The following is a 23103-nucleotide window of genomic DNA, read 5'->3' as shown; positions in this document are numbered from 1 at the left end:
ATGGTATTATATCATAAAAACTAATAAGTAAAAATTAAAAATTTTGAGAAGATGAGTATTTATTTATATAATATATGTATTAATTGGAATTTGAGGAGTCTATGCAATGAGTAAATATGTTTTGATTACAGGGGCAACTAGTGGAATAGGTCTAGAATTTTCTAAAGTTTATTATAAAAATGGTTATAACTTAATATTAGTTGGGAGAAATGAAGAAAAACTAAAAGAATTAAAAAGCAATTTTACTAAGGTGCAAGTACATACATTTTCTTTAGATTTAAGTATTTTAGATAATGTTGATGTTCTTTTAAAGAACATAAGGGAAAGAAAGTTAGATGTGGATATTTTGATAAATAATGCTGGGGCAGGATTTAATGGTGCATTTTTAGAAATAAGCTGGGAAAAGCATAGTAACATAATTGATTTAAACATAAAGTCTTTAAGTAAGCTGACCTATGGAATTTTAGAAATGATGAAGAGTAGAGGTTGTGGAAAAATATTAAATGTTGCATCTACTGGAGCTTATCAACCAGGACCATTTATAGGTGTTTATTATGCAACTAAAGCTTATGTATTATCATTTTCAGCAGCATTAAGAGAAGAAGTTAAGGACTATGGCGTAAATGTATCATGTTTATGTCCAGGGGCAACTAAAACTGAGTTTAGTAAGAGAGCTGGTAAGGGAGATTTAAATGTAGCTATGAGTGCAAAGGTAGTGGCTGAAGTGGGGTTTAAGGGATTAAATAAAAATAAGGCTATAATAATTCCAGGAATAATGAATAAGGTGGCAATAATTTTATCAAAAATTATACCAACAGTCGTAAATTCTAAAATAGTAAAGAAGATTCAAAAAAAGGCTATGGAATTAAAAGAAATTAAATAAAAATAAAATTTATTTAATTATATAGGGGAATAATAAAAAGGAAACTTAATTATTTGGAATTTTTAAGGAGGATTATTTTTATGAAAAAAGATCATTTATTCCCTGACGAGTTACCAAAACAACATCAAAATAGGCAACCGGGGTTAGAAAGAGAGATGAATCCATTACCTATTTATGAATTAGATGAATACGTAAATGAAGGTAAAAGACTAAAGAATAAGGTAGCAATTATAACTGGAGGAGACAGTGGAATTGGAAGAGCTGTAGCACTTGCCTATGTTAGAGAAGGTGCAAAGGTTGTTATAGTTTATTATGATGAACATGAAGATGCTAATGATACTAAAAAATTAATTGAAGAAAGAGGGGGACAATGTTTATTGTTATCTGGAGATTTAGGAGACCCAGAGTTTTGTGAGTCTGTAGTTAAGAAAACCATAGAAAAGTTTTCTAAAATAGATATATTAATTAATAATGCAGCAATGCAATTTGTTTGTGATGATATTGAAGAAGTTAGTGATGAGCAATTCGAGAGAACTTTTAAAAGTAATTTCTTTAGTGCATTTTATTTAACTAAAAGAGCTGTTAAGTATATGGAATGTGGTTCTTGTATAATCAATACAACATCTATAGTTTCTTATAGAGGACATGAACAATTAATAGACTATGCAGCTACTAAAGGAGCTTTATCAACATTTACAAGGTCTTTAGCAAAAGGACTAGCAAAAAGGGGAATAAGAGTAAATGCTGTAGCACCAGGTCCAATATGGACACCTTTGATTCCATCATCTTTTGAAGGGAAGGATGTAAGTAACTTTGGTCAAAGTACAGCTATAGGAAGAGCTGGTCAACCGGTAGAACTTGCAGAAAGTTATGTTTTTCTTGCTTCTAATGGAGCGTCCTTTATAACAGGAGAAGCTATACATGTAAATGGAGGAGAATTTATTAATACTTAAAATATTATTTTCATATAATTTTAAATTCTAACTTTTAATTTTTTAAATATTAATTGTATAATGTAGGTAGTAATTAAAGTATGATGGTTTGTTATAAACTGAAACTTAATTTAGATAGAGTTTTGACTTTAGTTAAATTTTAGTGGAAGTTATCTAGGGATGTGTATCTATTTATCTTCAAGCCTATAAGGATTGGAAGATTATAGATACTACTCATCAGACAAAATTAAAGGAGATTTATTGTAATGAGAAGGAATTTGAAGGATGTAAAGAGAATTGTTGTTAAGGTTGGTACATCTACTTTAACTCATAGTAATGGGAATATCAATTTAAGAAGGATAGAGAAACTAGCTAGAGTTCTTTCTGATATTCAAAATATGGGGAAAGAAGTTATTTTAGTTTCTTCAGGAGCTATTGGAGTTGGATGTAGTAGATTAGGACTTAAGGAGAGACCAGATACCATAAGAGGAAAACAAGCAGCAGCTGCTGTTGGTCAATGTCATCTTATGAATATCTATAGTAAGTTTTTTGCAGAGTATGGTCATGTGGTTGCTCAAGTATTATTAACAAGAGATGTTATTGAAGATGATAGAATGAGGAACAATGTTTGCAATACTTTTCATACTTTATTAGAACAAGGAATTATACCTATTGTTAATGAAAATGACACTGTATCTATAGATGAAATTGAGAACATATGTAATTTTGGAGATAATGATAATCTTTCAGCTATAGTTTCTATATTAGTTGAAAGTGATTTATTAATAATTCTATCAGATATAGATGGATTCTATGATGGTGACCCAAGAAAAGATAAAAATAGTAAACTAATAAAAGAAATTTCAGAAATAAATGATGAAATTAAAAGTTGTGCTGGAGGAGCTGGTTCATCTTTAGGAACTGGTGGGATGATTACTAAAATAACAGCTGCTGAAAGAGTAACAAACAATGGTATTTCTATGATTCTTGCAAATGGTGAGTATCCAGAAATATTAGAAAAGATATTAGTTGATGGAGAAGAAATAGGAACTTTATTTTTAGGTAAAAGGGGAGAAGCGTAATGAGTGAATTAATTAAAAAAGGAGAGCTTGGAAAAAAAGCTGCTTATATTCTTGGAAATTCAAGTTCAAAGGAAAAAAATAAAGCTTTAGAAAACATTGCTTCAAAATTAGTTGAAAAATATGAAATAATATTAGCTGCTAATAAAATTGATACAGATTTAGCTAAAGAAAATGGAATTTCAGAATCACTTTTAGATAGACTTACTTTAACTGAAGAGAGAATAAGGTCTATGGCAAAGGGGGTTTCTGATATTGTTAAACTTGATGATCCTGTTGGGGAAGTTACATCTATGAAACTTATGGAAAATGGATTGAAGATAGGAAAGCAAAGAGTTCCTATAGGAACTATAGGAATAATATATGAAGCTAGACCTAATGTAACTGCTGATGCAGCAGCACTTTGTTTAAAAACAGGAAACGCTGTTATTTTAAGAGGAGGAAAAGAGGCTTTTAATTCTAATATTAAAATAGTAGAAATTATACAAGAAGCTCTTGAAGAATCTGGACTTCCTAAAGCATCAGTGCAAATACTTGAGGATACATCAAGAGAAACAGCTACTGCCTTTATGAAATTAAATAAATATTTAGATTTATTAATTCCAAGAGGTGGAGCGGGACTTATTAGAGCCGTAGTTGAAAATGCTACAGTACCAGTAATTGAAACAGGAACAGGAAATTGTCACATTTATATAGATTCAGAGGCAGATTTAGAAATGGGAAAGAATATAATCATAAATGCCAAAACATCTAGACCTGGTGTATGTAACGCAGCAGAAAGTCTTTTAGTTCATAAAAATGTAGCAGAAGAATTTTTACCTATGGCTTTAGAAGCTTTAAGGGATAAGTCAGTGGAAATAAGAGGATGTACTGAAACTAAAAAAATAGTACCATGGGTTGACGCTGCAACAGAAGAGGACTTTTATACAGAGTTCTTAGATTATATCCTTTCAGTGAAGGTTATTAATAGCCTAGAAGAAGCAATTGAACATATTAATGAGCATGGAACTAAGCATTCAGAGGCAATAGTAACAACTAATTACTTTAATTCAGAGGAATTTTTAAAGAAAGTTGATGCAGCTGCTGTTTATGTTAATGCTTCCACAAGATTTACTGATGGTGGGGAATTTGGCTTTGGAGCAGAAATAGGTATAAGCACTCAAAAACTTCATGCTAGAGGTCCTATGGGATTAAAAGAATTAACTAGTAGTAAATATATAATTTACGGAAATGGACAAATAAGATAAAGACAAAGAGGATGTATCAAATTATAGATGCGTCCTTTCTGCCTTTTATCTAGCTATATAGGTTCATCATTTGTGACCACTCACCTACGTAAAGAAGCTCTAATATTTTTTCTACAATAGTTTCTAAAATTTCCAAACTCACTTTGTTCAAACAGTGGAAATTTTTTACGAAACTATTGTTCAAAAATAAAGAGCTTCTAGTACTAGTTCAATGGTCACAGCATTTTGTACCTATATAGCTATCTCGGCAGATGAAAAAAAGCAATATAAAACAAAGTGTGCCAACTTGATACATCCTTCTTATTTTTTATAAGGCACAGAAACTGAGAACTGATTTAGATTTTACCTCTTAAAAAAGTAGTAAGGGTATTTAATTACTTTGCAAGTTTTTCTAAGTCTTCAATGAAGAATTTAATATACTGGGATTGACCAGATATTTTTGCAGCTTCTAAAGATTTATCAATAGGTGACATAGAGTTATTTTCATGTTTTAATTCTTCAAGTTCTCTTCTTTTTAATTCAAGCATAGCCTCATAGTGTTTTAATAAATTTTCTACATTTTTATCGAACATAATAATAAAACCTCCAATTACAAAATAAAATAAATGTAAATTTAAGGAAATGATATAATAAAAATGAATAAATTTCAATAGGAAATCAAATAAATATTCAATTAATTTACAAAATTACATTTAACAGTTGTATTTATTAAGAAAATAAGTTATATTTACTAATAAATGGATAAAATAGATTATATCTCATGAAAGCATTATAATAAAGAAGACTATATATTTTATATTAAAAAATAGCTTTAGATGATTATAGAAGTAGTATATTAAATCTTATTTTAAAATTGGTATAAATAAAGGAGGATAAAATGTTACTTGAGGTAAAAAATTTAACAAAGAAGTTTAAAGACTTTACTGCAGTTAATGACATTAGCTTTCACGTAAATGAAGGAGAAATATTAGGGCTTCTTGGTGAAAATGGTGCTGGAAAGACAACTGCATTAAGAATGATTGCGACAATGCTTAAACCAACAGCAGGTGAAGCTATAGTTAATGGATATAATATAAATAAAAGTCCAGAAGAAGTAAGAAGAAACATTGGAATTTTATTTGGGGGAGAAGTTGGAATTTATGATAGACTTACGGCAAGAGAAAATATAATGTATTTTGCTCAACTTGGAGGTTTATCAAAAAGCGAAGCTAAGGCAAATATAGATAAGTTAATAAAGGACTTTTCTATGGAGGAATATATAGATAAGCCAGCAGGAAAATTCTCAAGAGGAATGAAACAAAAGGTTTCAATTGCAAGGTCTATAGTGCATGATCCAAAGGTTATGCTATTTGATGAACCGAGTACAGGACTAGATGTTTCAGCAACAAGGTCTGTTCAAAAATTTATTTTAAATTGTAAAGCTCAAAATAAAGCTGTAATATTATCAAGTCATAGTATGTATGAAGTAGAAAAGTTATGTGATAGAGTGGCTATAATTCACAAAGGAAATATAGTTGAAGTTGGAACTATAGCAGAACTTAAAGAAAAATATAATAATAATGATTTAGAAGAAATTTTTGTTCAATTAATAGGTGGTGATAAAGATGAATAGTATGACTTGGATAGTCTTTAAAAAGGAAATGTCAGATTTACTTAGGGATAGAAAATCATTTTTATCAGCAGTAGTACTACCAATAATTCTTATCCCAGCAATAATGTTTATTATAGGAACAGCTCTTTCTAGAAATCAACAAGATGTTACATCAAAACTTAATATAGCTATAGTTGGAGAGCAAAATACAGGGCTTGAAAATATGCTTAAAGCTAATCCTAATGTAAATATAATACCAGTACAAAATCCAAAGGAAGCTTTGAATAATGAAGAGATTTATCTTTATATAGATATTCCAAATAATTTTGAAAGTACTGTAAATAGTCAAGAAGGCAGTTCAAAAATAAAAATATACTTTGATAATACTAGCCAAAAATCATCAATTGCTATGGGTAGTATAGAAAATTTAATTAATGAATATAATACGGATGTTGTTTCTAAAAGACTTAAAAATATGGATGTTAAAGAGTCAATGTTAAAACCAGTAACTGTAGAATCTATGGGAATTGGTGCGCAAAATGAGGCAGCAGCAAAATCAATTCAAATGATTTCTATGTTACTTCCTATGTTTGTTCTAATTTATGCTGCACAAGGTGGAATAGCAGCAGCAACAGATTTAGGTGCTGGAGAAAAAGAAAGAGGTTCTCTTGAACCATTGTTAAGTACTAGAGCAAGTAGAAGTTCTATTTTAATTGGTAAACTTGGTGCAATAACAGTAATGGGAATACTATCAACTATATCTGGACTCGCCGGAGTCATAATTGCTTTCTTTGTTCCAAATAGTATGATGAGACTAAACGGAGGTATGGCGTTAGAGTGGGGAGCTGTAGGAGTTATAGCTATTTTATCAATTTTAATAACTCTAAGCTTTAGTGCACTTCAACTTGCCATAAGTGTATATGCGAAGTCATTTAAGGAAGCACAAACTTATTTAGGATTTGTACTATTTGCTCCAATGATAATATCATATGTTTCAATGGCTGTAGATACAAAGGGAGCAGCATCAATATTGTTTAATATTCCTATATTTAATGATGTACTTCTGATGAAAGAAGTAATAGTGGGGATATACAATCCAGTTCATATGGCACTAACCTTTGGTTGGTCAATAGTATATATTGTTTTAGCAGTGTTACTTGCTAGATATATGTTCAACAAGGAAAGTGTTTTATTTAGAAGTTAAAATTAAATTTTGTATTAAGAAGACTTGATTTTAGATTTGATCTAGAATTAAGTCTTTTTTTCTTTAATAAAGAATACAAATAGTTGTATATATTTTTTAAGATAATAAAAATAATTATAAAAAGAGTTAATTAATACTTGATTTATATTAAGAAAAATATTACAATGTAAGTGTGGGTTAAGGGGGATTTTTATGAGTGGTGTTTTTATTTTTTTCATGGGTATTTTATTTTTTGGGTTGGGAATTGCTATAGGAAAATTTAAATGTTATTGGCTTATTTTGGGGTATAATACTGCCAGTGACGAAGAAAAGGAAAAGGTTGATATTAAGGGACTTGCTCGGATTATATCTTTTTTATTATATGGAATAGGCTGTGCTATTATTGTTTCTGCTTTACTTGAGCCTTATTTTCCGAAGGTTATTTCTTTAGTAGGTATTTTTATACCTGTACTTACAATAGGAACTGTCATCTACTGTCAGAGGTTTGATAGTAATAAAAAAAGCAAAGGTGAAAAATTAGGGTTAGCTGTGATTTTAGCTATACCTGTACTTATTTTCATTGTAGTTTTGGCAGCTTCTACTGAGAAGAATAAGGTTGAAGTAACGCAGGAGAGAGTAGCTATTGAGGGGTTTTATGGTATAAATCTTAATAATGAGGAAATTAAATCCGTAGATTTGGTAGATAGAATGCCACCTGTTATTAGAAGAGAAAATGGAAGTGCTATAGGGAAATATAAGAAGGGAATATTTATAACTAAGAATAATGAAAGAATCCATTTATATTTAGAAAAAGACTATGGACCTTACTTAAAGATAGTATCTACAAAAGGGGATATTTATATGAATTTTAAAGGAAAAAATGAAATTTTTGATATATATAATGGAATAAAAAATAGATAATATAAACATTATTATTGCAATATTATGGTTTATTTGATAAATTAATTTAATATTAACAATTTATTTGCCTATTTATTATTTATGATAAATAGGTATTTTACTTTGTAAAAGAGGTAATTAAATATTGTATAATAATAATTAGTAAAAGAAATTTTTTTTATTACTTGGAGGAGCTTTAGATGAGCAAGATAGACGATATACTAAAAGCAGCCATTGAACTTGAAGAAAAGCAAGAGAAAGGGATAACTGCAAGTGAACTTAGTGATTATATGGGACTTGATAGAGCCAATATCAGTAGGTACTTAAATAAGTTATATGCAGATGGAAAGGTAGATAAAAAAGAGGGGCGCCCAGTTATTTATAATGTAAAAAGAGCAAAATTAAAGATTGAAAAAGAAGAAGTTTTAACTACCAATAAAATTGATAAATTAATAAAGGAAAGTTCATTAGATGAATTAGTAGGGGCACATTCATCTTTACAGGTGCCTATACAACAAGCTAAGGCAGCTATATTATATCCTCCAACAGGGCTACATACAATAATTTTAGGTGAAACAGGTGTAGGAAAGTCAATGTTTGCAGAAGCTATGTATAGCTTTGCTAAAGAGTCTCAAATATTAGATGAAAAAGCACCTTTTGTAAGATTCAATTGTGCGGACTATGCTGATAATCCACAGCTTGTTATAGCTCAAATTTTCGGTGTGAAAAAAGGAGCTTTTACAGGGGCAGATGCAGATAGGGATGGATTATTAAAAAAAGCAGATGGAGGAATCTTATTTTTAGATGAAATACACAGATTATCTCCTCAAGGACAAGAAATGTTATTTACTTTTATAGATAAGGGATTTTTTAGACCTTTAGGGGAAACCGAAAAACAAATCAGTGTAAAGCTTCAAATAATAGCAGCTACAACTGAAGACCCTAAATCCTATTTACTTAAGACATTTACAAGAAGAATTCCTATGACTATAATTCTTCCACCTCTTAGAGAAAGAAGCTTGAAAGAAAGATATGAGCTTTTAGCAGAATTTATAAGAGCGGAATCTTTAAGACTTGGAGAAAGTATATATTTCAATAAAAATTCTTTAATTTCATTTTTATTATATGATTGTACAAATAATATAGGACAATTAAAAAGTGATTTACAATTATGTTGTGCAAAGGCATTTCTAAACTATAAATCTAATTTGAAAAATATAATAATTGTTGAGCAACATGATCTTCAGGGTAGAATAAAAAAAGGAATAATGAAGCTTAAAGATTACAGAGCTGAATTAGACGTCTTATTTAATAATTTAGATGATATAATTTGTTTTTCCTATAAAGATGAAACAAAGAAAAAGAATTTAGAAATAGAAAGTAATATAAATAATTCAGAAAATGATTATTTTTACTCAGTTATCGAAAACAAAATTGATGAATTAAAAAAACAAGGACTACAAGATAATGAAATAAGTGATATTTTAAATCTTGATATAGAAGGATATTTTAGAAAATATATAAGTAGTTTAAAAGGAAGTTTTAGAAAAGAAGAGATATCTAAGATAGTAAATGAAAAGATTATAAATATTGTAGAAAGTTCTTTAGCTTATGCATCTAAGAGATTAAATAGAGAGTTTGATGAAAAAGTTTATTTTGGACTAGCTCTCCATCTTCAAGGAAGTATAGAAAGAATAATGAATGGAAGAAAAATTTATCATCCTAAGTTAAATGCTATAAAAACTAACTATAGTGATGAATTCATGGTAGCAATGGAGATAGCTAGAATTATAGAAAAGAAATTTGGGGTAGAAATATCACTAGATGAAATTGGTTATATAACTATGTTCCTAGCAACAAATCCAAATAAGCTATATAAGGAAGATGATAGTAAGGTTGGAGTGTTAGTAATAATGCACGGTAGAGCTACAGCCACAAGTATGGTTGAGGTTGCAAACACTTTAATTGGTGAAGATGATTGGGTTAAAGCCTTAGATATGCCTTTAACTATGAAGGCTGAAGTGATGTATGATGCTGTTAAAGAAAAGGTTGAGGAAATAGATGAAGGTAAGGGTGTAATAATCCTTGCTGATATGGGGTCCTTAGTAAATTTTGGGGATATGATAAAAGAAGAAACAGGAATAAATACTAGAACTGTAGATATGGTTAGTACTTTAGCAGTTATTGAAGCTGGTAGAAAGGCTCTAAATGGAAGAGATATTAATTCTATATATAATTCATGTATTGAAATAAATAGATATGGTTTAAAAAATAGTAATACTACTGCATATAAGAATAAAAAGCTAGCTATAGTAACAACATGTTTTACAGGTGAAGGATCAGCGGAAAAATTAAAGCAATTAATAGAAGAAAAAATAGATAAGGAAGATTTCATAGAAGTCATTCCTATGAATATAATAGATAAAGATGAATTCTATAGAAATTTAGAGAAGTTAAAGGAACAATATTCTATATTATCTATAGTAGGAACTGTTAATCTGTATACAGAAAATATTCCGTTTATTTCAGCGGCTGAGATATTCACAAAAGAGGGACAAGATAAATTAAATAATTTAATTAACAGAGAAATTAATTACTTGAATATAGGTGATTCACTAAAAAGTCAAATCAAATCAATAAATTGTCATGATTTAATAAACGATTGTAGAACGGCTTTATATAATATAGAAAGTGATTTGGGAATAAGTATAGCTGAAGATGTTAAGCTAGGAATTATAATGCATTTTTGTTTCTTAATAGATAAGCTTAAAAAGGGAGGAAAAGAAACAACTTTTAATGGACTTAATGAATATAGAGATAGAAATAGTAAGGAATTTATAATGATAAGAAAAGCTTTAAAGATATTAGAGGTCAATTATGAAATTCATATAGCTGATAATGACTTAGCTTATATTGTAAAGATGATTAAAAATAATATTATGTAGTAATTAAAACTGTGTACTAAAAAGGTAGTGTGTATTTTTTAACACACTACCTTTTTATATTTTTACTACGGGAAAATGGGGAAAATACTAGGTTTAGTAATAATAATGTGTAAAAAAAACTTGGCATGGTTATTGCTATAATATATAGCATAAGAAAAATAAAAGAAAAATATTAAATTGATAAATTTAATTTATGTACCATACAGGAGGAATTAATTATGAAAAAGATATTATTAGTTTGTTCAGCAGGAATGTCAACAAGTTTATTAGTAACTAAAATGGAAGCAGCTGCAAAAGCTAAAGGTATAGAAGTTTCAATAGAAGCAGTAGCAGAAGCTGATGCTAAAAATAAAATAGATGATGTAGATGTTTTATTATTAGGACCACAAGTTAGATTCTTATTAAAAAAATTCCAAGACTTAACAGCAGGAAAAGGACTTCCAGTAGAAGTTATTGATACTGTAGCTTATGGAACTATGAATGGTGAAAAAGTTCTTAACAGAGCATTAGAATTAATAGGTTAATATTAAAGTTAGTTTAAAAATAAATAATATAAGGAAATTCACTTGAATTTCCTTATATTTAAATTTTATATATTAAATAAATGTGTGTAATGCCTAAAATTAGGGAGTTTAGAGGAGTGAAAGATACATGGAAGAAATGATAATGAATCTTATAATACATAGTGGAGAAGCTAGAAGTTACGCTATGGAAGCTATGCAATTAGCTAAAGCTGGAAGTTTTGCAGAAGCAAAAGAATTAGTAGAAAAAGCTGCAACACAATTAGGTGAAGCCCATCATTCTCAAACAGCTCTTATTCAAAAAGAAGCTGGCGGAGATAAAGTAGAAGTTTCACTATTATTAGTACATGCTCAAGATCACTTAATGACATCAATGGTTGTTAAAGATTTAGCAGCTGAAATAATAGACTTACATGAAAAGTTAGCTTCAAAATAATTTTTCCTTCATAGAGGGCTGTACCAAATAGGTGTTGGTGCGGCCTGTATGTATATAAGGGGTATTGGTTGATAATAGATTAAATGATGAATTTTAATGAAAGTGGGTGAATAATATGCATTATATTATAGGTGTAGACGGTGGTGGAACAAAAACAGAAGCAGTGGCTTACGATTTAGAGGGAAATGCTTTAGATAAATCACTAACTGGATTTGCTAATTTAATTAACGGAAAAGAAGAGGCATTAAATAATATAGTAGATGCTATTAAGGGATTAACTAATAAATATGGATTAGAAAATTTAAAGGGACTATATTTAGGAATCGCAGGGGCCGAAACGGGAAATAATATTGACATTATAAAAGAAGAAATAAATAAAAAAATTGGAACTACACCTGTAGTTGTTAATGATGGGGAACTCGCTTTAAGAGCTATGCTAAAAGGTGAAGATGGAATATTAACTATAGCGGGAACAGGTTCTATAGCTTTTGGTATTAAAGAAAATAAATCAACAAGATGTGGTGGTTGGGGCCATATGCTTGGTGATGAAGGTAGTGGATATAAACTATCAATTGAAGCTATTAAAAATATGATTTATGAATATGATAATTCTTTAGAAAAGTCAAAATTAACTATAAAGTTAATGGAAAAGCTTAATATAAAAGAAGTTGATGAAATTATAGATTTTGTTTATTCATCTTCTAAAGATAAGATTGCTGTAGGGGCGCCTATAGTATCAATGTTAGCTGAGGAAGGGGATACTTTAGCTAAGAAAATATTAGAGGATGAAGCAAAAGCTTTAGCTAAGACTACGGAAAATGTTTATAAGAAATTAGGATTTGAAAAATGTTCTATAGGACTTGTTGGCGGAGTTGTAAGAAAAAGTAGAATATTTAGAGAGGCTTTTGAAAAAGCGTTATCTGAAAATATAAATGTTATTTCATTTATAGATGATAATGTTTCAGCTGCTAAGGGTGCTTATTATATGTATAAAAAAACTATTTAATTGAAGAGTGAGGTAAAGATTATGAGAAGATTAGGTATTTCAGTTTATCCAAATCACAAACCAATAAATGAGATTGTTGATTATATTCATTTAGCAGGAAAATATGGTTTTAAGAGAATTTTCACTTGTCTTTTATCAGCAGAGGATAAAACTGTTGAAGAAATAGTTGAAGAATTTAAGGTTATGCTTAATGCTGCTAAGGAAGAAGGAATGGAAGTTATTGCAGATTTAGATCCAACAGTATTTAAAAGATTAAATGCTTCAATTCATGATCTAAAGTTATTTGCTGATATGGGGTTAAGTGGAATAAGATTAGATATGGGATTTAGTGGACATGAAGAAGCAATAATGACATATAACAAATATGGATTAAAAATAGAGCTTAATGTAAGTAATGGAACTAAGTATTTAGATAATATACTTTCATATCAACCAAATAAAGAAAATTTATATGGTTGTCATAACTTCTATCCACATATTTATACTGGATTATCCTATGAGCATTTCATAAAATGCTCAAAGCAATTTAAAGATTTAGGCATAAGAACAGCTGCTTTTGTTAATTCACCATCAGCAGACCATGGTCCATGGCCAGTATCAGAAGGTTTATGTACTTTAGAAGAACACAGAAATCTTCCTATAGTGGTACAAGCTAAACATTTATTTGCTACAGGATTAATAGATGATGTTATAATAGCAAATGCTTTTGCTTCAGAAGAAGAATTAAAAGCTTTAAGTGAATTAAATAAAGAAATGATAACATTAAATGTAGAAATATATGATGAAGCTTCAGAAATAGAAAAGAAAATTATATTAGAAGAACATCACTTTAATAGAGGAGATGTTTCAGAATATATGATAAGAAGTACTCAAAGTAGAGTTAAATACAAAGGAACACCATTCCCTCCTAAAAATACTAGGGATATAAAAAGAGGAGATATATTAATTGATTCAGATTTATATACTAGATATGCAGGAGAACTACAAGTTGCTATTAAGGATATGAAGAATTATGGTAAGACAAGCGTAGTAGGAAGAATTGTTGAAGAAGAAATATTCTTATTAGATTATATTGAACCATGGATGAGTTTTGGTTTTGAGAAAAAATAAGTAAAGCTTAATTTAGGTGAAATTTAAGTGAGTTAAAAGAGGATGTATCAAATTACAGATACATCCTCTTTGTATTTTATCTAGCTATATAGGTTCATCATTTGTGACCACTCACTTACGTAAGGGAGCTCTAATATTTTTTTCTACAATAGTTTCTAAAATTTCCAAACTCACGTTAAGGGGCTGATTTATACAGCCCCTTATTTTTTGCTTAATTACTCATTACACACTTAAGTTTATTAATAAATTGTATCCTAAGTATGGTAATAATGAACAAAATATTATTAATATTTCCATCAGGTAAATAAAATGAATTACAAATTAATTGATTTAATAAAATATACTTATTTTTATTGATTATTTTTTAATATAAAGAGCGATAAATTGACAAATTACACAGAAATGCACGAAAAAAATGTCGAAGTGTGTAAGTTGTGAACTGTGTATAAAGTTAGTTATATAGCCAATTATAATAAATTTATATCTAAAATTAATTTTGGCATGGTTATTGCTATATATATTTGCATAAGAATTAAAGAAAAAGTGTAGAGAGGTGAAAAGCAAATGAGTAAGGGAATTAAAATAGTAACGATTGGCGGAGGCTCAAGCTACACTCCAGAGTTAGTTGAAGGATTTATAAAAAGATACGGTGAATTACCAGTAAGAGAATTATGGCTTGTTGATATAGAAGAGGGAAAAGAAAAATTAGATATAGTAGGAAATCTTGCTAAGAGAATGGTTGAAAAAGCAGGATTACCTATGGAAGTTCATTTAACTTTAGATAGAAGAGAAGCTTTAAAGGATGCGGACTTTGTAACTACTCAAATGAGAGTTGGTCTTTTAGATGCAAGAATAAAAGATGAAAGAATTCCTTTAAGTCATGGGGTTATAGGACAAGAAACTAATGGTGCTGGTGGAATGTTTAAAGCATTAAGAACAATACCAGTAATCTTAGATATTGATAAAGATATGAGTGAACTTTGTCCCGATGCTTGGTTAATAAACTTTACTAATCCAGCAGGAATGGTCACTGAAGCTTTAATGAGATATGGTACTAGAAAAAATGGTAAGTATATAGGACTATGTAATGTTCCAATAGGAATGGAGATGGCAGCATCAAAAGTTTTAAATGTGGAACATAAAGATTTAGAAATGACATTTGCTGGATTAAATCATATGGTATTTGGAACTAAGGTTTCAGTTAAGGGTAAAGATAGAACCGATGAATTAATAGAAGCTTTAGCGAAAGGGGAAGTTGGACAAATAGTTAAGAATATTTCAGACTTTTCTTGGAATGCAGAGTTTATAAGAGGGTTAGGTGTAATGCCTTGTCCATACCATAAGTATTATTTCCAAAGAGATAAGATGCTTGATGAAGAACTTAAAGAATTTTCAAAGGGGCAAACAAGGGCTGAAGTAGTTAAAGGTGTAGAAAAGGATTTATTTGATTTATATAAAGATTCGAATTTAGCAATTAAGCCACCTCAATTAGAGAAAAGGGGAGGAGCTTATTATAGTGATGCAGCTTGTAGATTAATAACTTCTATCTATAATGATAAAAGAGATATTCAACCTGTAGATACTATAAACAATGGAGCTATTAAGGGGATTGATAATGATTCAGCTGTAGAAGTTTCTTGTGTAATCACAAAGGATGGACCAAAACCAGTTGAAATAGGTGAATTACCAATAGCAGTTAGAGGATTAATCCAAGAGATTAAAACTTTTGAAAGATTAGTTATTGAAGCTGCGGTAGAAGGAAATTATGAAAAAGCAGTTCTTGCTTTAACAGTAAATCCATTAGTAGCATCAGATGCTTTAGCTAAGACTTTAGTAGATGAATTATTAGAAGCTCATAAGGATTATTTACCACAATTCAAAGAGTATTTTAGTAAATAGACTAGTTTATTAGTTAAAAAATTTAGTTCATAGGCAAAAAATGCCTATGAACACTAAATTTTTAACTTTGGAATGATAAGAAAACGTTTTACAAGGGGGAGAAAAAAATGAATAGATTTTTAGAATTCATGGAAAAGTACTTTGTTCCTGTGGCAGCTAAAATAGGCGGTCAAAGACATTTAGTTGCAATTCGTGATGGCTTCGTTACAATAAGTCCATTAATAATGGCAGGATCATTTGCAGTATTAATAAATAACTTAGGCTTTAAATGGTATCAAAATATGATGAATGCCATGTTGCCTTCAAATTGGAAAGACTTTGGAGGAAACATATATAATGGTTCCTTTGCAATATTAGCAATATTAGCATCATGTACAATAGCTTACCATTTAGCTAAAGGCTATGAAAAAGATGGTTTAGCAGCAGCTATGTTATCCTTAGGTTCAACAATGCTACTTTACACACCTAATGCAGATGGTTCAATACCAAACACTTACTTAGGTGGTTCAGGATTATTTGTATCTATTATAGTTGCTTTAATAGTAACAGAATTATTTGTTAAATTATCTGGAAATTCAAAATTAGTTGTAAAAATGCCTGAAGGAGTACCTCCAGCAGTATCAAAATCATTTGCAGCTTTAATACCTTCAATTATAATATTAGCAATAGTTGCTTTTGCTAAATTATTATTTGGTTATGTTGGAATTCATAACATACATGAAGCTTTATTTAATGCTATACAAGCACCATTACAAGGTGTTGTAGGAAGTTTTTATGGATTAATAATATTAATCATTGTACAACAATTATTATGGTTCTTTGGATTACATGGTTCAAATATATTAGCACCAATTATAAGTGCAGTATTATTACCATTAACTGAAGCTAATACAGCAGCAGTACAAGCTGGTATGACTCCAGAGCATATAGTAAACAGCCAATTCTTAGATTCATTTGTTAATATGGGTGGATCAGGAACTACAATTGCTTTAATTATTGCAATTTTATTAGTTGGTAGAAAGAGTAAAACTCAAATGGCTATTGCAAAGATTGGTGGAGCAGCATCTTGCTTCAATATAAATGAGCCAATAATATTTGGTATGCCACTTGTATTAAATCCAATATACTTAATACCTTTTGTATTAGCACCAGTAGTTTCAGGAACAATAGCTTATGTATTAACTTTAATAGGATTTATGCCTAAGGTTACAATACTAACAGCTTGGACAATGCCTCCAGTATTAGGAGCATTCCTATCAACTAACTCAATAAGAGGAGCTTTAGTTGCAATATTATGTATAGTTGTATCAGTAGCTATTTACATGCCTTTTGTAAGAATGGCAACAAACCAAGAGTTAAAATTAGAAGCTGAACAAGAAGAAAATTCAATAGCTTAATAAATATAAAAAGTCCTAGATTTTAAATCTAGGGCTTTTTTATATTTAATTTTATTTGTTATGTAAAAAATAGAGTATTTGATATTAAGTTTTCTTTTTAATTATATAATATGATTTTATATTATGTGGTTATATGTTTGTGTACATTAAGTTTACATAGTGGAAGAAAATACGTTTTAAATAGAAAATATAGGAATGATTCAATGAGATAATAAATTTTAGTTGAGGTCATAAAGTGAGCATACTATTAAAAAAGAATTCTTTTAAAATATAACATTAATTTAATTGTATATTAATTGTATTTAATAAGTTAGCGTTTTAATATTATAGCTGGTAATTAATTTACATAAGGAGTAATTATGAAAAGAAAAAATATGTATTAATTATAGTTTTAATAATCTGTCTTATACCAGCTATGTACATTCTGATATATAAATCTAATTCTATTAGAAATATACCAACGGGAGAATTAATATCTCAAGTTCATTCACCCAATAAAGATTATAAAGTTAATTTATACTTAATTGGGGGAAATGCAACAGTTGATTTTGCCATAAGAGGAGAATTAGTTAATAAATTAGGAATTAAAAAGAATATTTATTGGTCTTATCATGAAAAAGATTCTAATGTAAGATGGATAAATGATAAAACTATTGTAATAAACGACAAGGAATTAAATATTAAAAATGAAGTTTATGATTGGCGTTTAGTAGATTAAATGAGAGAAATATGATTTAGACCTAATTAATAAAAGAGCCATATAGAAGATATAGCTTGTTTATCTATATGGTTCTTTTTCTTGATTTAGAATTGGATTGTTATAGTGTTCCATGAGTCTATCATAGGATTTACACAATAATCAACTATAACAGAATTGTTATCCAACCATTTTACTGAATATGAGTGTTCAGCAAATGGCTGAAAGTAATTATCTGCTATTGTTACCGATTTCGTATCGTAGTATTTAATAATAAACTTATATTTTAGCTCATAAAAAGATATAGGCACAGAGGAATCTTTTCTTCCTTCTGATACTACCAAAGTTCTATTTTTATTTGGTGATGAAAATTTATAATAAGTTTCACCAGCAAAAAGAAAATTATAAGTAAAAATACTTAACAATGAGAATAGAATACTGAAGGGAATATATATTTTTTTTATATATTTTAATTTTGTATAATCAAAAAATAATATTGGCAAAACAAAGATTAAAATATAGATTATACACTTTACAAGATTAGGGTTAATATTATAAATTAGTATGTTAATACTAAATATATTGGAGATAAGTAAAAAAGTTATAAGTATTAACCATAATATTTTTAATTTAGATTTTTTATCAAGAGTATTCATTTTACCTCCTTACTTCATATTAATAGATAATTCAATGATAATATATGGTTGAGTCTAAAGAACAATTAAATAGTATCATTTTAAATAGATATTCAATTGTAGTAAGACAGAGCCATTCTTTATTCAAAATATGTCTACTATTTTTTATATTAATATCAAAATACATTAAAGAGGTTTTATATTCAATTTATATTTATTACTGTCTTACTATTCGGCAAATATTGTATAGTATAGTTTTTTTTTGATTTTATAGGTATTTTGGAGTTTAAAAAATTTTTTTCTTACAACACTATTTACTATTCGAAAGTCTAAACCATTTACTTCTAATACAATAAATTTACTGCCACGAAATCCGTGCTCTATGCGATAAGTAACTGATTCACTCTGAATAGTTGGTATATTATTAGTTTTTACATAATTAAAATCTTTAAAATAATCACTAGGAAATATAAAGTAAGATATAAATATAAGGATGAAAGCTATTAAAATAGATTTTATTATATCAGTGAAAGAGCCTTTTTTTATATAAATCTTTTTTTGAGCTTTTCATTTATTCCCTCCTTAGTATTCAATATATTTTAATTATAATAGTGTTATATGTATAAATTTTCAATAATGTATTAAATTTACTAGAAAGCATAAGTTAATTTAATATGGATCTGATGAACATTATAATATACATGAATATTTTAAAAATTAATAAGATCAATAATAAAATAATTGATGCGATTATATCTGAGATATATGGAACTATAAGAGTTAAAAGACCTAATGAAAAAAGTAGTGTAAATAAGGACGTACTATAAAAAATTATGTTCTTTTTTATTTTAATAGAATTTTTCTTATGTTTTATGGAGCTTATAAATGTAGATAACTCTGATTTGTTATTAAAGTAGAGTTTGGGTATGAAAAAGTTTTTAAACAAAATATTTTTCTTATTATAAAAATAAATATTTTTCTTTAGTACTTGGACATTGTTTATATTAGTTAGTTTATTAGTAGTTTGAAAGCTATCATTGGATATTATTATATTATTGTTATCTATGCTTAATGAAAAGCTATTATCTGGATTTCTTAGTTCTATATATTTTTTTTGAAATTTTATAAAGATAAAATAAATTATTAAAGACATTACAGATGAAGTTAATAGTATTGATGATAGAAGTTCATTAAAGGAATTTTGGTCAAATAAATTAAAGTTTATATAAATTGAATATAAAAATGGTATAAGAATCACTAAAAGTATATAGGAATATTTAGAATCCATAATTATATTTTCATTGTAATAAGTAAATTTTTTTCTTTTGTTATTGTTCATATTAGACTTAATTGTATTAATAAAAAAATTCCTAGCTTCATCATTTTCAAATGCATTTATAGGAAGCAATATTTTATATAAAAAGTCTGTGCTCATAAAAATATATTTATCTCTTACAATTAAATTAGTTATATTATGAAATTGTAATTCAATAGTAGTATCATTTTCAGTTACCTTTATTGAGTTATTTAATAGTAATAATTCAACTTGTGAAGAAGAGTCATCAAATTTATCAATAAATTTTAAGGTCATATATTTTATTTTTTTAGCTTGAAAAAGTTAGAGTATTCAAGATCAAATTCTTTTTTAGTAATTGTATATGTTATTTTCATAAATCCCCCTTATATGTAGTACTAATAATAAAATTATCATAATTATGTGTATAACTATATAAGAAAAAATAAAGTATTAATTAATAATTATGACTAAAGTATCTAAAATTAATTAATGAAAAGGGACATTGTGTTAAGTTAGTGTAGCTATTTTTATGTGCTATAAGGTAATTTTACACAGATTACATAGTAAATGTGTAAAAGCTGTAAATATAAGACTGAGTTGTTTAATGGCTTTTCACATATTTTAAAGAAATTTCATAATTGGCATAACAATTGCTAATAAATAATAGTGTAGAAATTCAATTAAATAATGTTTAACTGAAAAGGTTTTTATAAAAGAGTATATCTATATTTGATTGTTTTTATTAACAATTAAATATAAGAAAAGAAGTAGTATCATAAAAAATCTTTTAAGCAATTATAATAAACATATTTAAAAATAATAACATATGCAGATTAATCGGTGTAAGAAACGAGAGAAAAGACTACTTCTTAAAAAAAAGAGGGAGGATTACAAATGAAAAAGTTCATTGGCTTTATGGAAAAATATTTTATTCCAGTTGCCGCTAAAATTGGTGGAGAAAAACACTTAGCTGCTATACGTGATGGTTTTATTGCTATAATTCCAATAATTATGGCTGGTGCCTTTGCAATCTTAATTAACAACTTAGCTATTCCAGGTTACCAACCATTAATGGAGCATATATTCGGTAAGGATTGGAAGAGTTGGGGATCAGCAGTATGGAATGGCTCTTATGCTATAATGAGTTTACTTGTAGCATTTACTATTGCTTATAACTTAACTAAATCAAGAGGAAAAGATGGATTAGCTGGTGGTCTTGTATCTGTTGCGACATTTATAATTTTCTTTGGCGATTTAGCAAAAAATACACAATTCTTTGGAACAGATGGATTATTATTAGCTATTATTCTTGCACTTATAGTTGGGGATGCTATGGCATATCTTCTTGGGAATCCAAAGCTTGTATTTAAAATGCCAGAGGGGGTACCTCCTGCAGTTGCAAAATCATTTGCATCTTTATTCCCATCAATTATAATTTTAGGGATTTCAGGTCTTGTACAAGCTATATACCAACATTATATTCATGTAACTATACCTCAACTTGTAATGACTAGTATACAAACACCTTTACAAGGGGTAGTTGGTAGTTTACCTGGAGTATTGGTTTTAATATTTGTTATTCAAATATTATGGTTCTTTGGATTACATGGTTCAAATATGATGTTACCAGTTGTTCAAGGGGTGTTATTCCCATTAACAATAGATAATATGAATAGAGTAAAAGATGGGTTACCACCAATATATATTGTAAATGACCAATTCCTAAATTCCTTTGTCTTCTTTGGAGGAGCTGGAGCGACTATTTGCTTAATTGTTGCGATACTTATAGTAAATAGAACAAGGAAAAGGAAGAGTGAAGTTCAGTTAACTCTTGCAAAACTGGCAGGAGTACCTGGTCTCTTTAATATAAATGAACCAATAATCTTTGGTTTACCAATATGTCTTGATGCAATATACTTAATACCATTTATCTGTATACCATTATTTAATGCAGTTGTTGCTTACTTTGCATTAGCATGGCACTTTGTACCTTTAGTTCAATTAGAGGTTACTTGGACAATGCCACCAATAATAAGTGGTTGGTTAGCTACTAACTCATGGCGTGGTGCTTTATTATCAATAATATTATTAGTTATAGATATTATTATATACATTCCATTTGTAATGGTAGCTGCAGACAGAGATGTAAAAGCTCAAGATGAAGCTATAGAAGCTGCAAAAGCTCAAGAAGAGTAATTTAAAAGAAGCCTATTCTTAGGCTTCTTTTTTTATAAAAATAAATAAAATTATGTTTGATTTTTACTTACAAAACTACTAAAATTATTTTTAACACATAATTTAAATAAACTTAAAATTTATATATTAGGCGGTGTTTCAATGAGAATAGAAAGAGAGTTTTTCAATAGAGATGCTAGAATAGTAGCAAAAGATCTATTGGGAAAAGTCTTAGTGAGAAAAACAGAGGGCAAAGAAATAAAGGGTATAATAGTAGAAACAGAGGCTTATATAGGTTCTATAGATAAAGCTAGTCATGCCTATGGTGGAAGGAAAACAAAAAGGACTGAAACTTTATATTATGAAGCTGGAACGGCTTATGTTTATTTTATTTATGGAATGCATAATTGTTTCAATGTTATAACAAATAAATCAGGCGTTGCAGAAGGGGTATTAATTAGAGCTTTAGAGCCTTTAAATGATTTTGAGTATCTAAGTCAAAGAAGGTTTGAAAAAAGCTATACAGAGCTAAATAATGCTCAAAAAAGGGGATTAACCAATGGACCTGCAAAGCTTACAAAGGCTTTTAATATAACAATGGAAGAAAATAAGTTAGATATGCTAAGTAGCGATGAATTATACATAGCTGATTTTGATTATAAAGTAGGAGAAGTAGTTGAAACTACAAGAATAGGAATAGATTATGCAGAGGAAGCAAAGGATTTCCTTTGGAGGTATTATATTAAAGGTAATAAATATGTTTCTAAAAAATAGCCCTAGGGCTATTTTTTTTGTTAACGGTTAATATCACAACTAAAAAGAACTTTGAATATAATAAATTATTATATGGTTTAAATGGAGAGATTTTTATGAGTAATGTTATTACTGTAATTTCTTTAGGTGCTGGAGCTATTTTAATTGTTTTAGTTATTGCAGGAACTGTGAGGCTTGTTAGAAAGACTAAAGAATATAATCCTGACCATGATTTAGATGATATAGAAAAATTTTTGGACGAAGATGAAGATTAATAAAGTAAAGATTATTTAAAGGATTTTATTAAACACCTAGGTTATTAGATAAATATTATTTATTGATTTCTGTAGTATTAAAGGTATATACTGTACTTATGGAGAAGATTGGACTTAGATGAAATTTTGGCATTCATCTAAG

General features: G+C 28.4%; 21 protein-coding genes. 19 read left to right on the top strand and 2 right to left on the bottom strand.

From position 1 onward, the window contains the following. Positions 1–106: 106 nt before the first annotated feature. The 4 genes from ARA19_RS15755 (at position 107) to ARA19_RS15740 (ending at position 4141) form a co-directional block, all read left to right on the top strand. Complete coding sequence (locus ARA19_RS15755) at positions 107–883, top strand: SDR family NAD(P)-dependent oxidoreductase (protein WP_055071878.1); 777 nt, start codon at positions 107–109, stop codon at positions 881–883. An 80-nt stretch (positions 884–963) separates the two neighbouring features. Beyond that, positions 964–1836 (top strand): SDR family oxidoreductase, encoded by an 873-nt coding sequence (locus ARA19_RS15750; RefSeq protein WP_055071877.1) that lies wholly within the window; start codon positions 964–966, stop codon positions 1834–1836. Between the two features lie 245 nt (positions 1837–2081). Next, on the top strand, positions 2082–2897 hold the full coding sequence (proB, locus tag ARA19_RS15745; protein ID WP_055071876.1) for a glutamate 5-kinase: 816 nt from the start codon (positions 2082–2084) through the stop codon (positions 2895–2897). Next, positions 2897–4141, top strand: coding sequence for a glutamate-5-semialdehyde dehydrogenase (locus ARA19_RS15740; protein ID WP_055071875.1), 1245 nt, complete (start codon positions 2897–2899; stop codon positions 4139–4141). The genes proB and ARA19_RS15740 overlap by 1 nt, the downstream gene beginning before the upstream one ends. Positions 4142–4515: 374 nt before the next feature. Here ARA19_RS15740 and ARA19_RS15735 read toward each other — a convergent pair whose 3' ends face one another. Continuing rightward, on the bottom strand, positions 4516–4713 hold the full coding sequence (locus ARA19_RS15735; protein ID WP_055071874.1) for a hypothetical protein: 198 nt from the start codon (positions 4711–4713) through the stop codon (positions 4516–4518). Between the two features lie 305 nt (positions 4714–5018). Here ARA19_RS15735 and ARA19_RS15730 point away from each other — a divergent pair, with 305 nt between their 5' ends. From ARA19_RS15730 to ARA19_RS15680, 11 genes are all read left to right on the top strand, one after another. Beyond that, positions 5019–5753 (top strand): ABC transporter ATP-binding protein, encoded by a 735-nt coding sequence (locus tag ARA19_RS15730; RefSeq protein WP_055071873.1) that lies wholly within the window; start codon positions 5019–5021, stop codon positions 5751–5753. Next, a complete protein-coding gene (locus ARA19_RS15725) occupies positions 5746–6936 on the top strand; it encodes an ABC transporter permease (protein ID WP_055071872.1) in 1191 nt (396 codons plus the stop codon). Before ARA19_RS15730 ends, ARA19_RS15725 begins: the two co-directional genes overlap by 8 nt. Positions 6937–7128: 192 nt before the next feature. Continuing rightward, positions 7129–7836: a DUF3784 domain-containing protein gene (locus ARA19_RS15720; RefSeq protein WP_055071871.1), complete on the top strand. Its 708-nt coding sequence runs from the start codon at positions 7129–7131 to the stop codon at positions 7834–7836. Positions 7837–8015: 179 nt separating this feature from the next. After that, on the top strand, positions 8016–10760 hold the full coding sequence (locus ARA19_RS15715; RefSeq protein ID WP_055071870.1) for a sigma-54-dependent transcriptional regulator: 2745 nt from the start codon (positions 8016–8018) through the stop codon (positions 10758–10760). Between the two features lie 218 nt (positions 10761–10978). Further along, complete coding sequence (locus ARA19_RS15710) at positions 10979–11284, top strand: PTS sugar transporter subunit IIB (RefSeq protein ID WP_055071869.1); 306 nt, start codon at positions 10979–10981, stop codon at positions 11282–11284. A gap of 127 nt (positions 11285–11411) precedes the next feature. Then, positions 11412–11717, top strand: a complete 306-nt coding sequence (locus tag ARA19_RS15705) for a PTS lactose/cellobiose transporter subunit IIA (RefSeq protein ID WP_055071868.1) — start codon at positions 11412–11414, stop codon at positions 11715–11717. A gap of 115 nt (positions 11718–11832) precedes the next feature. Continuing rightward, positions 11833–12723 carry an N-acetylglucosamine kinase gene (locus ARA19_RS15700; protein ID WP_055071867.1) on the top strand — a complete coding sequence of 297 codons (891 nt, stop codon included), beginning with the start codon at positions 11833–11835 and terminating at the stop codon, positions 12721–12723. 21 nt (positions 12724–12744) lie between these two features. Then, positions 12745–13833 carry a DUF871 domain-containing protein gene (locus tag ARA19_RS15695; protein WP_055071866.1) on the top strand — a complete coding sequence of 363 codons (1089 nt, stop codon included), beginning with the start codon at positions 12745–12747 and terminating at the stop codon, positions 13831–13833. A gap of 564 nt (positions 13834–14397) precedes the next feature. After that, the gene (locus tag ARA19_RS15690; protein WP_055071865.1) at positions 14398–15732 is read left to right on the top strand and encodes a 6-phospho-beta-glucosidase; all 1335 of its coding nucleotides are present in this window, start codon (positions 14398–14400) and stop codon (positions 15730–15732) included. Positions 15733–15839: 107 nt separating this feature from the next. Further along, the gene (locus tag ARA19_RS15685; protein WP_055071864.1) at positions 15840–17129 is read left to right on the top strand and encodes a PTS sugar transporter subunit IIC; all 1290 of its coding nucleotides are present in this window, start codon (positions 15840–15842) and stop codon (positions 17127–17129) included. Positions 17130–17469: 340 nt separating this feature from the next. Then, the gene (locus ARA19_RS15680) at positions 17470–17847 is read left to right on the top strand and encodes a DUF5412 family protein (protein ID WP_197276613.1); all 378 of its coding nucleotides are present in this window, start codon (positions 17470–17472) and stop codon (positions 17845–17847) included. Positions 17848–17933: 86 nt separating this feature from the next. On the opposite strand, the gene ARA19_RS17900 is transcribed toward ARA19_RS15680, so the two are convergent. Next, positions 17934–18251: a hypothetical protein gene (locus ARA19_RS17900; protein WP_147574412.1), complete on the bottom strand. Its 318-nt coding sequence runs from the start codon at positions 18249–18251 to the stop codon at positions 17934–17936. 911 nt (positions 18252–19162) lie between these two features. Here ARA19_RS17900 and ARA19_RS18160 point away from each other — a divergent pair. The 4 genes from ARA19_RS18160 (at position 19163) to ARA19_RS17675 (ending at position 22961) form a co-directional block, all read left to right on the top strand. Then, positions 19163–19288, top strand: a complete 126-nt coding sequence (locus tag ARA19_RS18160; protein WP_278321704.1) for a hypothetical protein — start codon at positions 19163–19165, stop codon at positions 19286–19288. Positions 19289–20652: 1364 nt separating this feature from the next. Further along, positions 20653–21954, top strand: a complete 1302-nt coding sequence (locus ARA19_RS15665) for a PTS sugar transporter subunit IIC (RefSeq protein WP_055071860.1) — start codon at positions 20653–20655, stop codon at positions 21952–21954. Between the two features lie 141 nt (positions 21955–22095). Beyond that, positions 22096–22707: a DNA-3-methyladenine glycosylase gene (locus tag ARA19_RS15660; protein WP_055071859.1), complete on the top strand. Its 612-nt coding sequence runs from the start codon at positions 22096–22098 to the stop codon at positions 22705–22707. Between the two features lie 95 nt (positions 22708–22802). Next, positions 22803–22961 carry a hypothetical protein gene (locus ARA19_RS17675; RefSeq protein ID WP_157452258.1) on the top strand — a complete coding sequence of 53 codons (159 nt, stop codon included), beginning with the start codon at positions 22803–22805 and terminating at the stop codon, positions 22959–22961. The last annotated feature ends 142 nt before the right edge of the window (positions 22962–23103 follow it).

Origin of the sequence: Clostridium massiliamazoniense, assembly GCF_001403635.1 — a bacterium.
In the GTDB taxonomy this organism is placed as follows: domain Bacteria; phylum Bacillota; class Clostridia; order Clostridiales; family Clostridiaceae; genus Sarcina; species Sarcina massiliamazoniense.
This window is presented reverse-complemented; position numbering and strand designations above follow the sequence as displayed.

Coding starts and splice junctions, on each gene's coding strand:
- ARA19_RS15755 (WP_055071878.1), top strand. CDS start 107: ATGAGTAAATATGTTTTGATTACAGGGGCAACTAGTGGAATAGGTCTA.
- ARA19_RS15665 (WP_055071860.1), top strand. CDS start 20,653: ATGAAAAAGTTCATTGGCTTTATGGAAAAATATTTTATTCCAGTTGCC.
- ARA19_RS17675 (WP_157452258.1), top strand. CDS start 22,803: ATGAGTAATGTTATTACTGTAATTTCTTTAGGTGCTGGAGCTATTTTA.
- ARA19_RS15725 (WP_055071872.1), top strand. CDS start 5,746: ATGAATAGTATGACTTGGATAGTCTTTAAAAAGGAAATGTCAGATTTA.
- ARA19_RS15750 (WP_055071877.1), top strand. CDS start 964: ATGAAAAAAGATCATTTATTCCCTGACGAGTTACCAAAACAACATCAA.
- ARA19_RS15710 (WP_055071869.1), top strand. CDS start 10,979: ATGAAAAAGATATTATTAGTTTGTTCAGCAGGAATGTCAACAAGTTTA.
- ARA19_RS15740 (WP_055071875.1), top strand. CDS start 2,897: ATGAGTGAATTAATTAAAAAAGGAGAGCTTGGAAAAAAAGCTGCTTAT.
- ARA19_RS15660 (WP_055071859.1), top strand. CDS start 22,096: ATGAGAATAGAAAGAGAGTTTTTCAATAGAGATGCTAGAATAGTAGCA.
- ARA19_RS15695 (WP_055071866.1), top strand. CDS start 12,745: ATGAGAAGATTAGGTATTTCAGTTTATCCAAATCACAAACCAATAAAT.
- ARA19_RS15685 (WP_055071864.1), top strand. CDS start 15,840: ATGAATAGATTTTTAGAATTCATGGAAAAGTACTTTGTTCCTGTGGCA.
- proB (WP_055071876.1), top strand. CDS start 2,082: ATGAGAAGGAATTTGAAGGATGTAAAGAGAATTGTTGTTAAGGTTGGT.
- ARA19_RS15720 (WP_055071871.1), top strand. CDS start 7,129: ATGAGTGGTGTTTTTATTTTTTTCATGGGTATTTTATTTTTTGGGTTG.
- ARA19_RS15690 (WP_055071865.1), top strand. CDS start 14,398: ATGAGTAAGGGAATTAAAATAGTAACGATTGGCGGAGGCTCAAGCTAC.
- ARA19_RS15700 (WP_055071867.1), top strand. CDS start 11,833: ATGCATTATATTATAGGTGTAGACGGTGGTGGAACAAAAACAGAAGCA.
- ARA19_RS18160 (WP_278321704.1), top strand. CDS start 19,163: ATGAATATTTTAAAAATTAATAAGATCAATAATAAAATAATTGATGCG.
- ARA19_RS15705 (WP_055071868.1), top strand. CDS start 11,412: ATGGAAGAAATGATAATGAATCTTATAATACATAGTGGAGAAGCTAGA.
- ARA19_RS15735 (WP_055071874.1), bottom strand. CDS start 4,713: ATGTTCGATAAAAATGTAGAAAATTTATTAAAACACTATGAGGCTATG.
- ARA19_RS15715 (WP_055071870.1), top strand. CDS start 8,016: ATGAGCAAGATAGACGATATACTAAAAGCAGCCATTGAACTTGAAGAA.
- ARA19_RS15730 (WP_055071873.1), top strand. CDS start 5,019: ATGTTACTTGAGGTAAAAAATTTAACAAAGAAGTTTAAAGACTTTACT.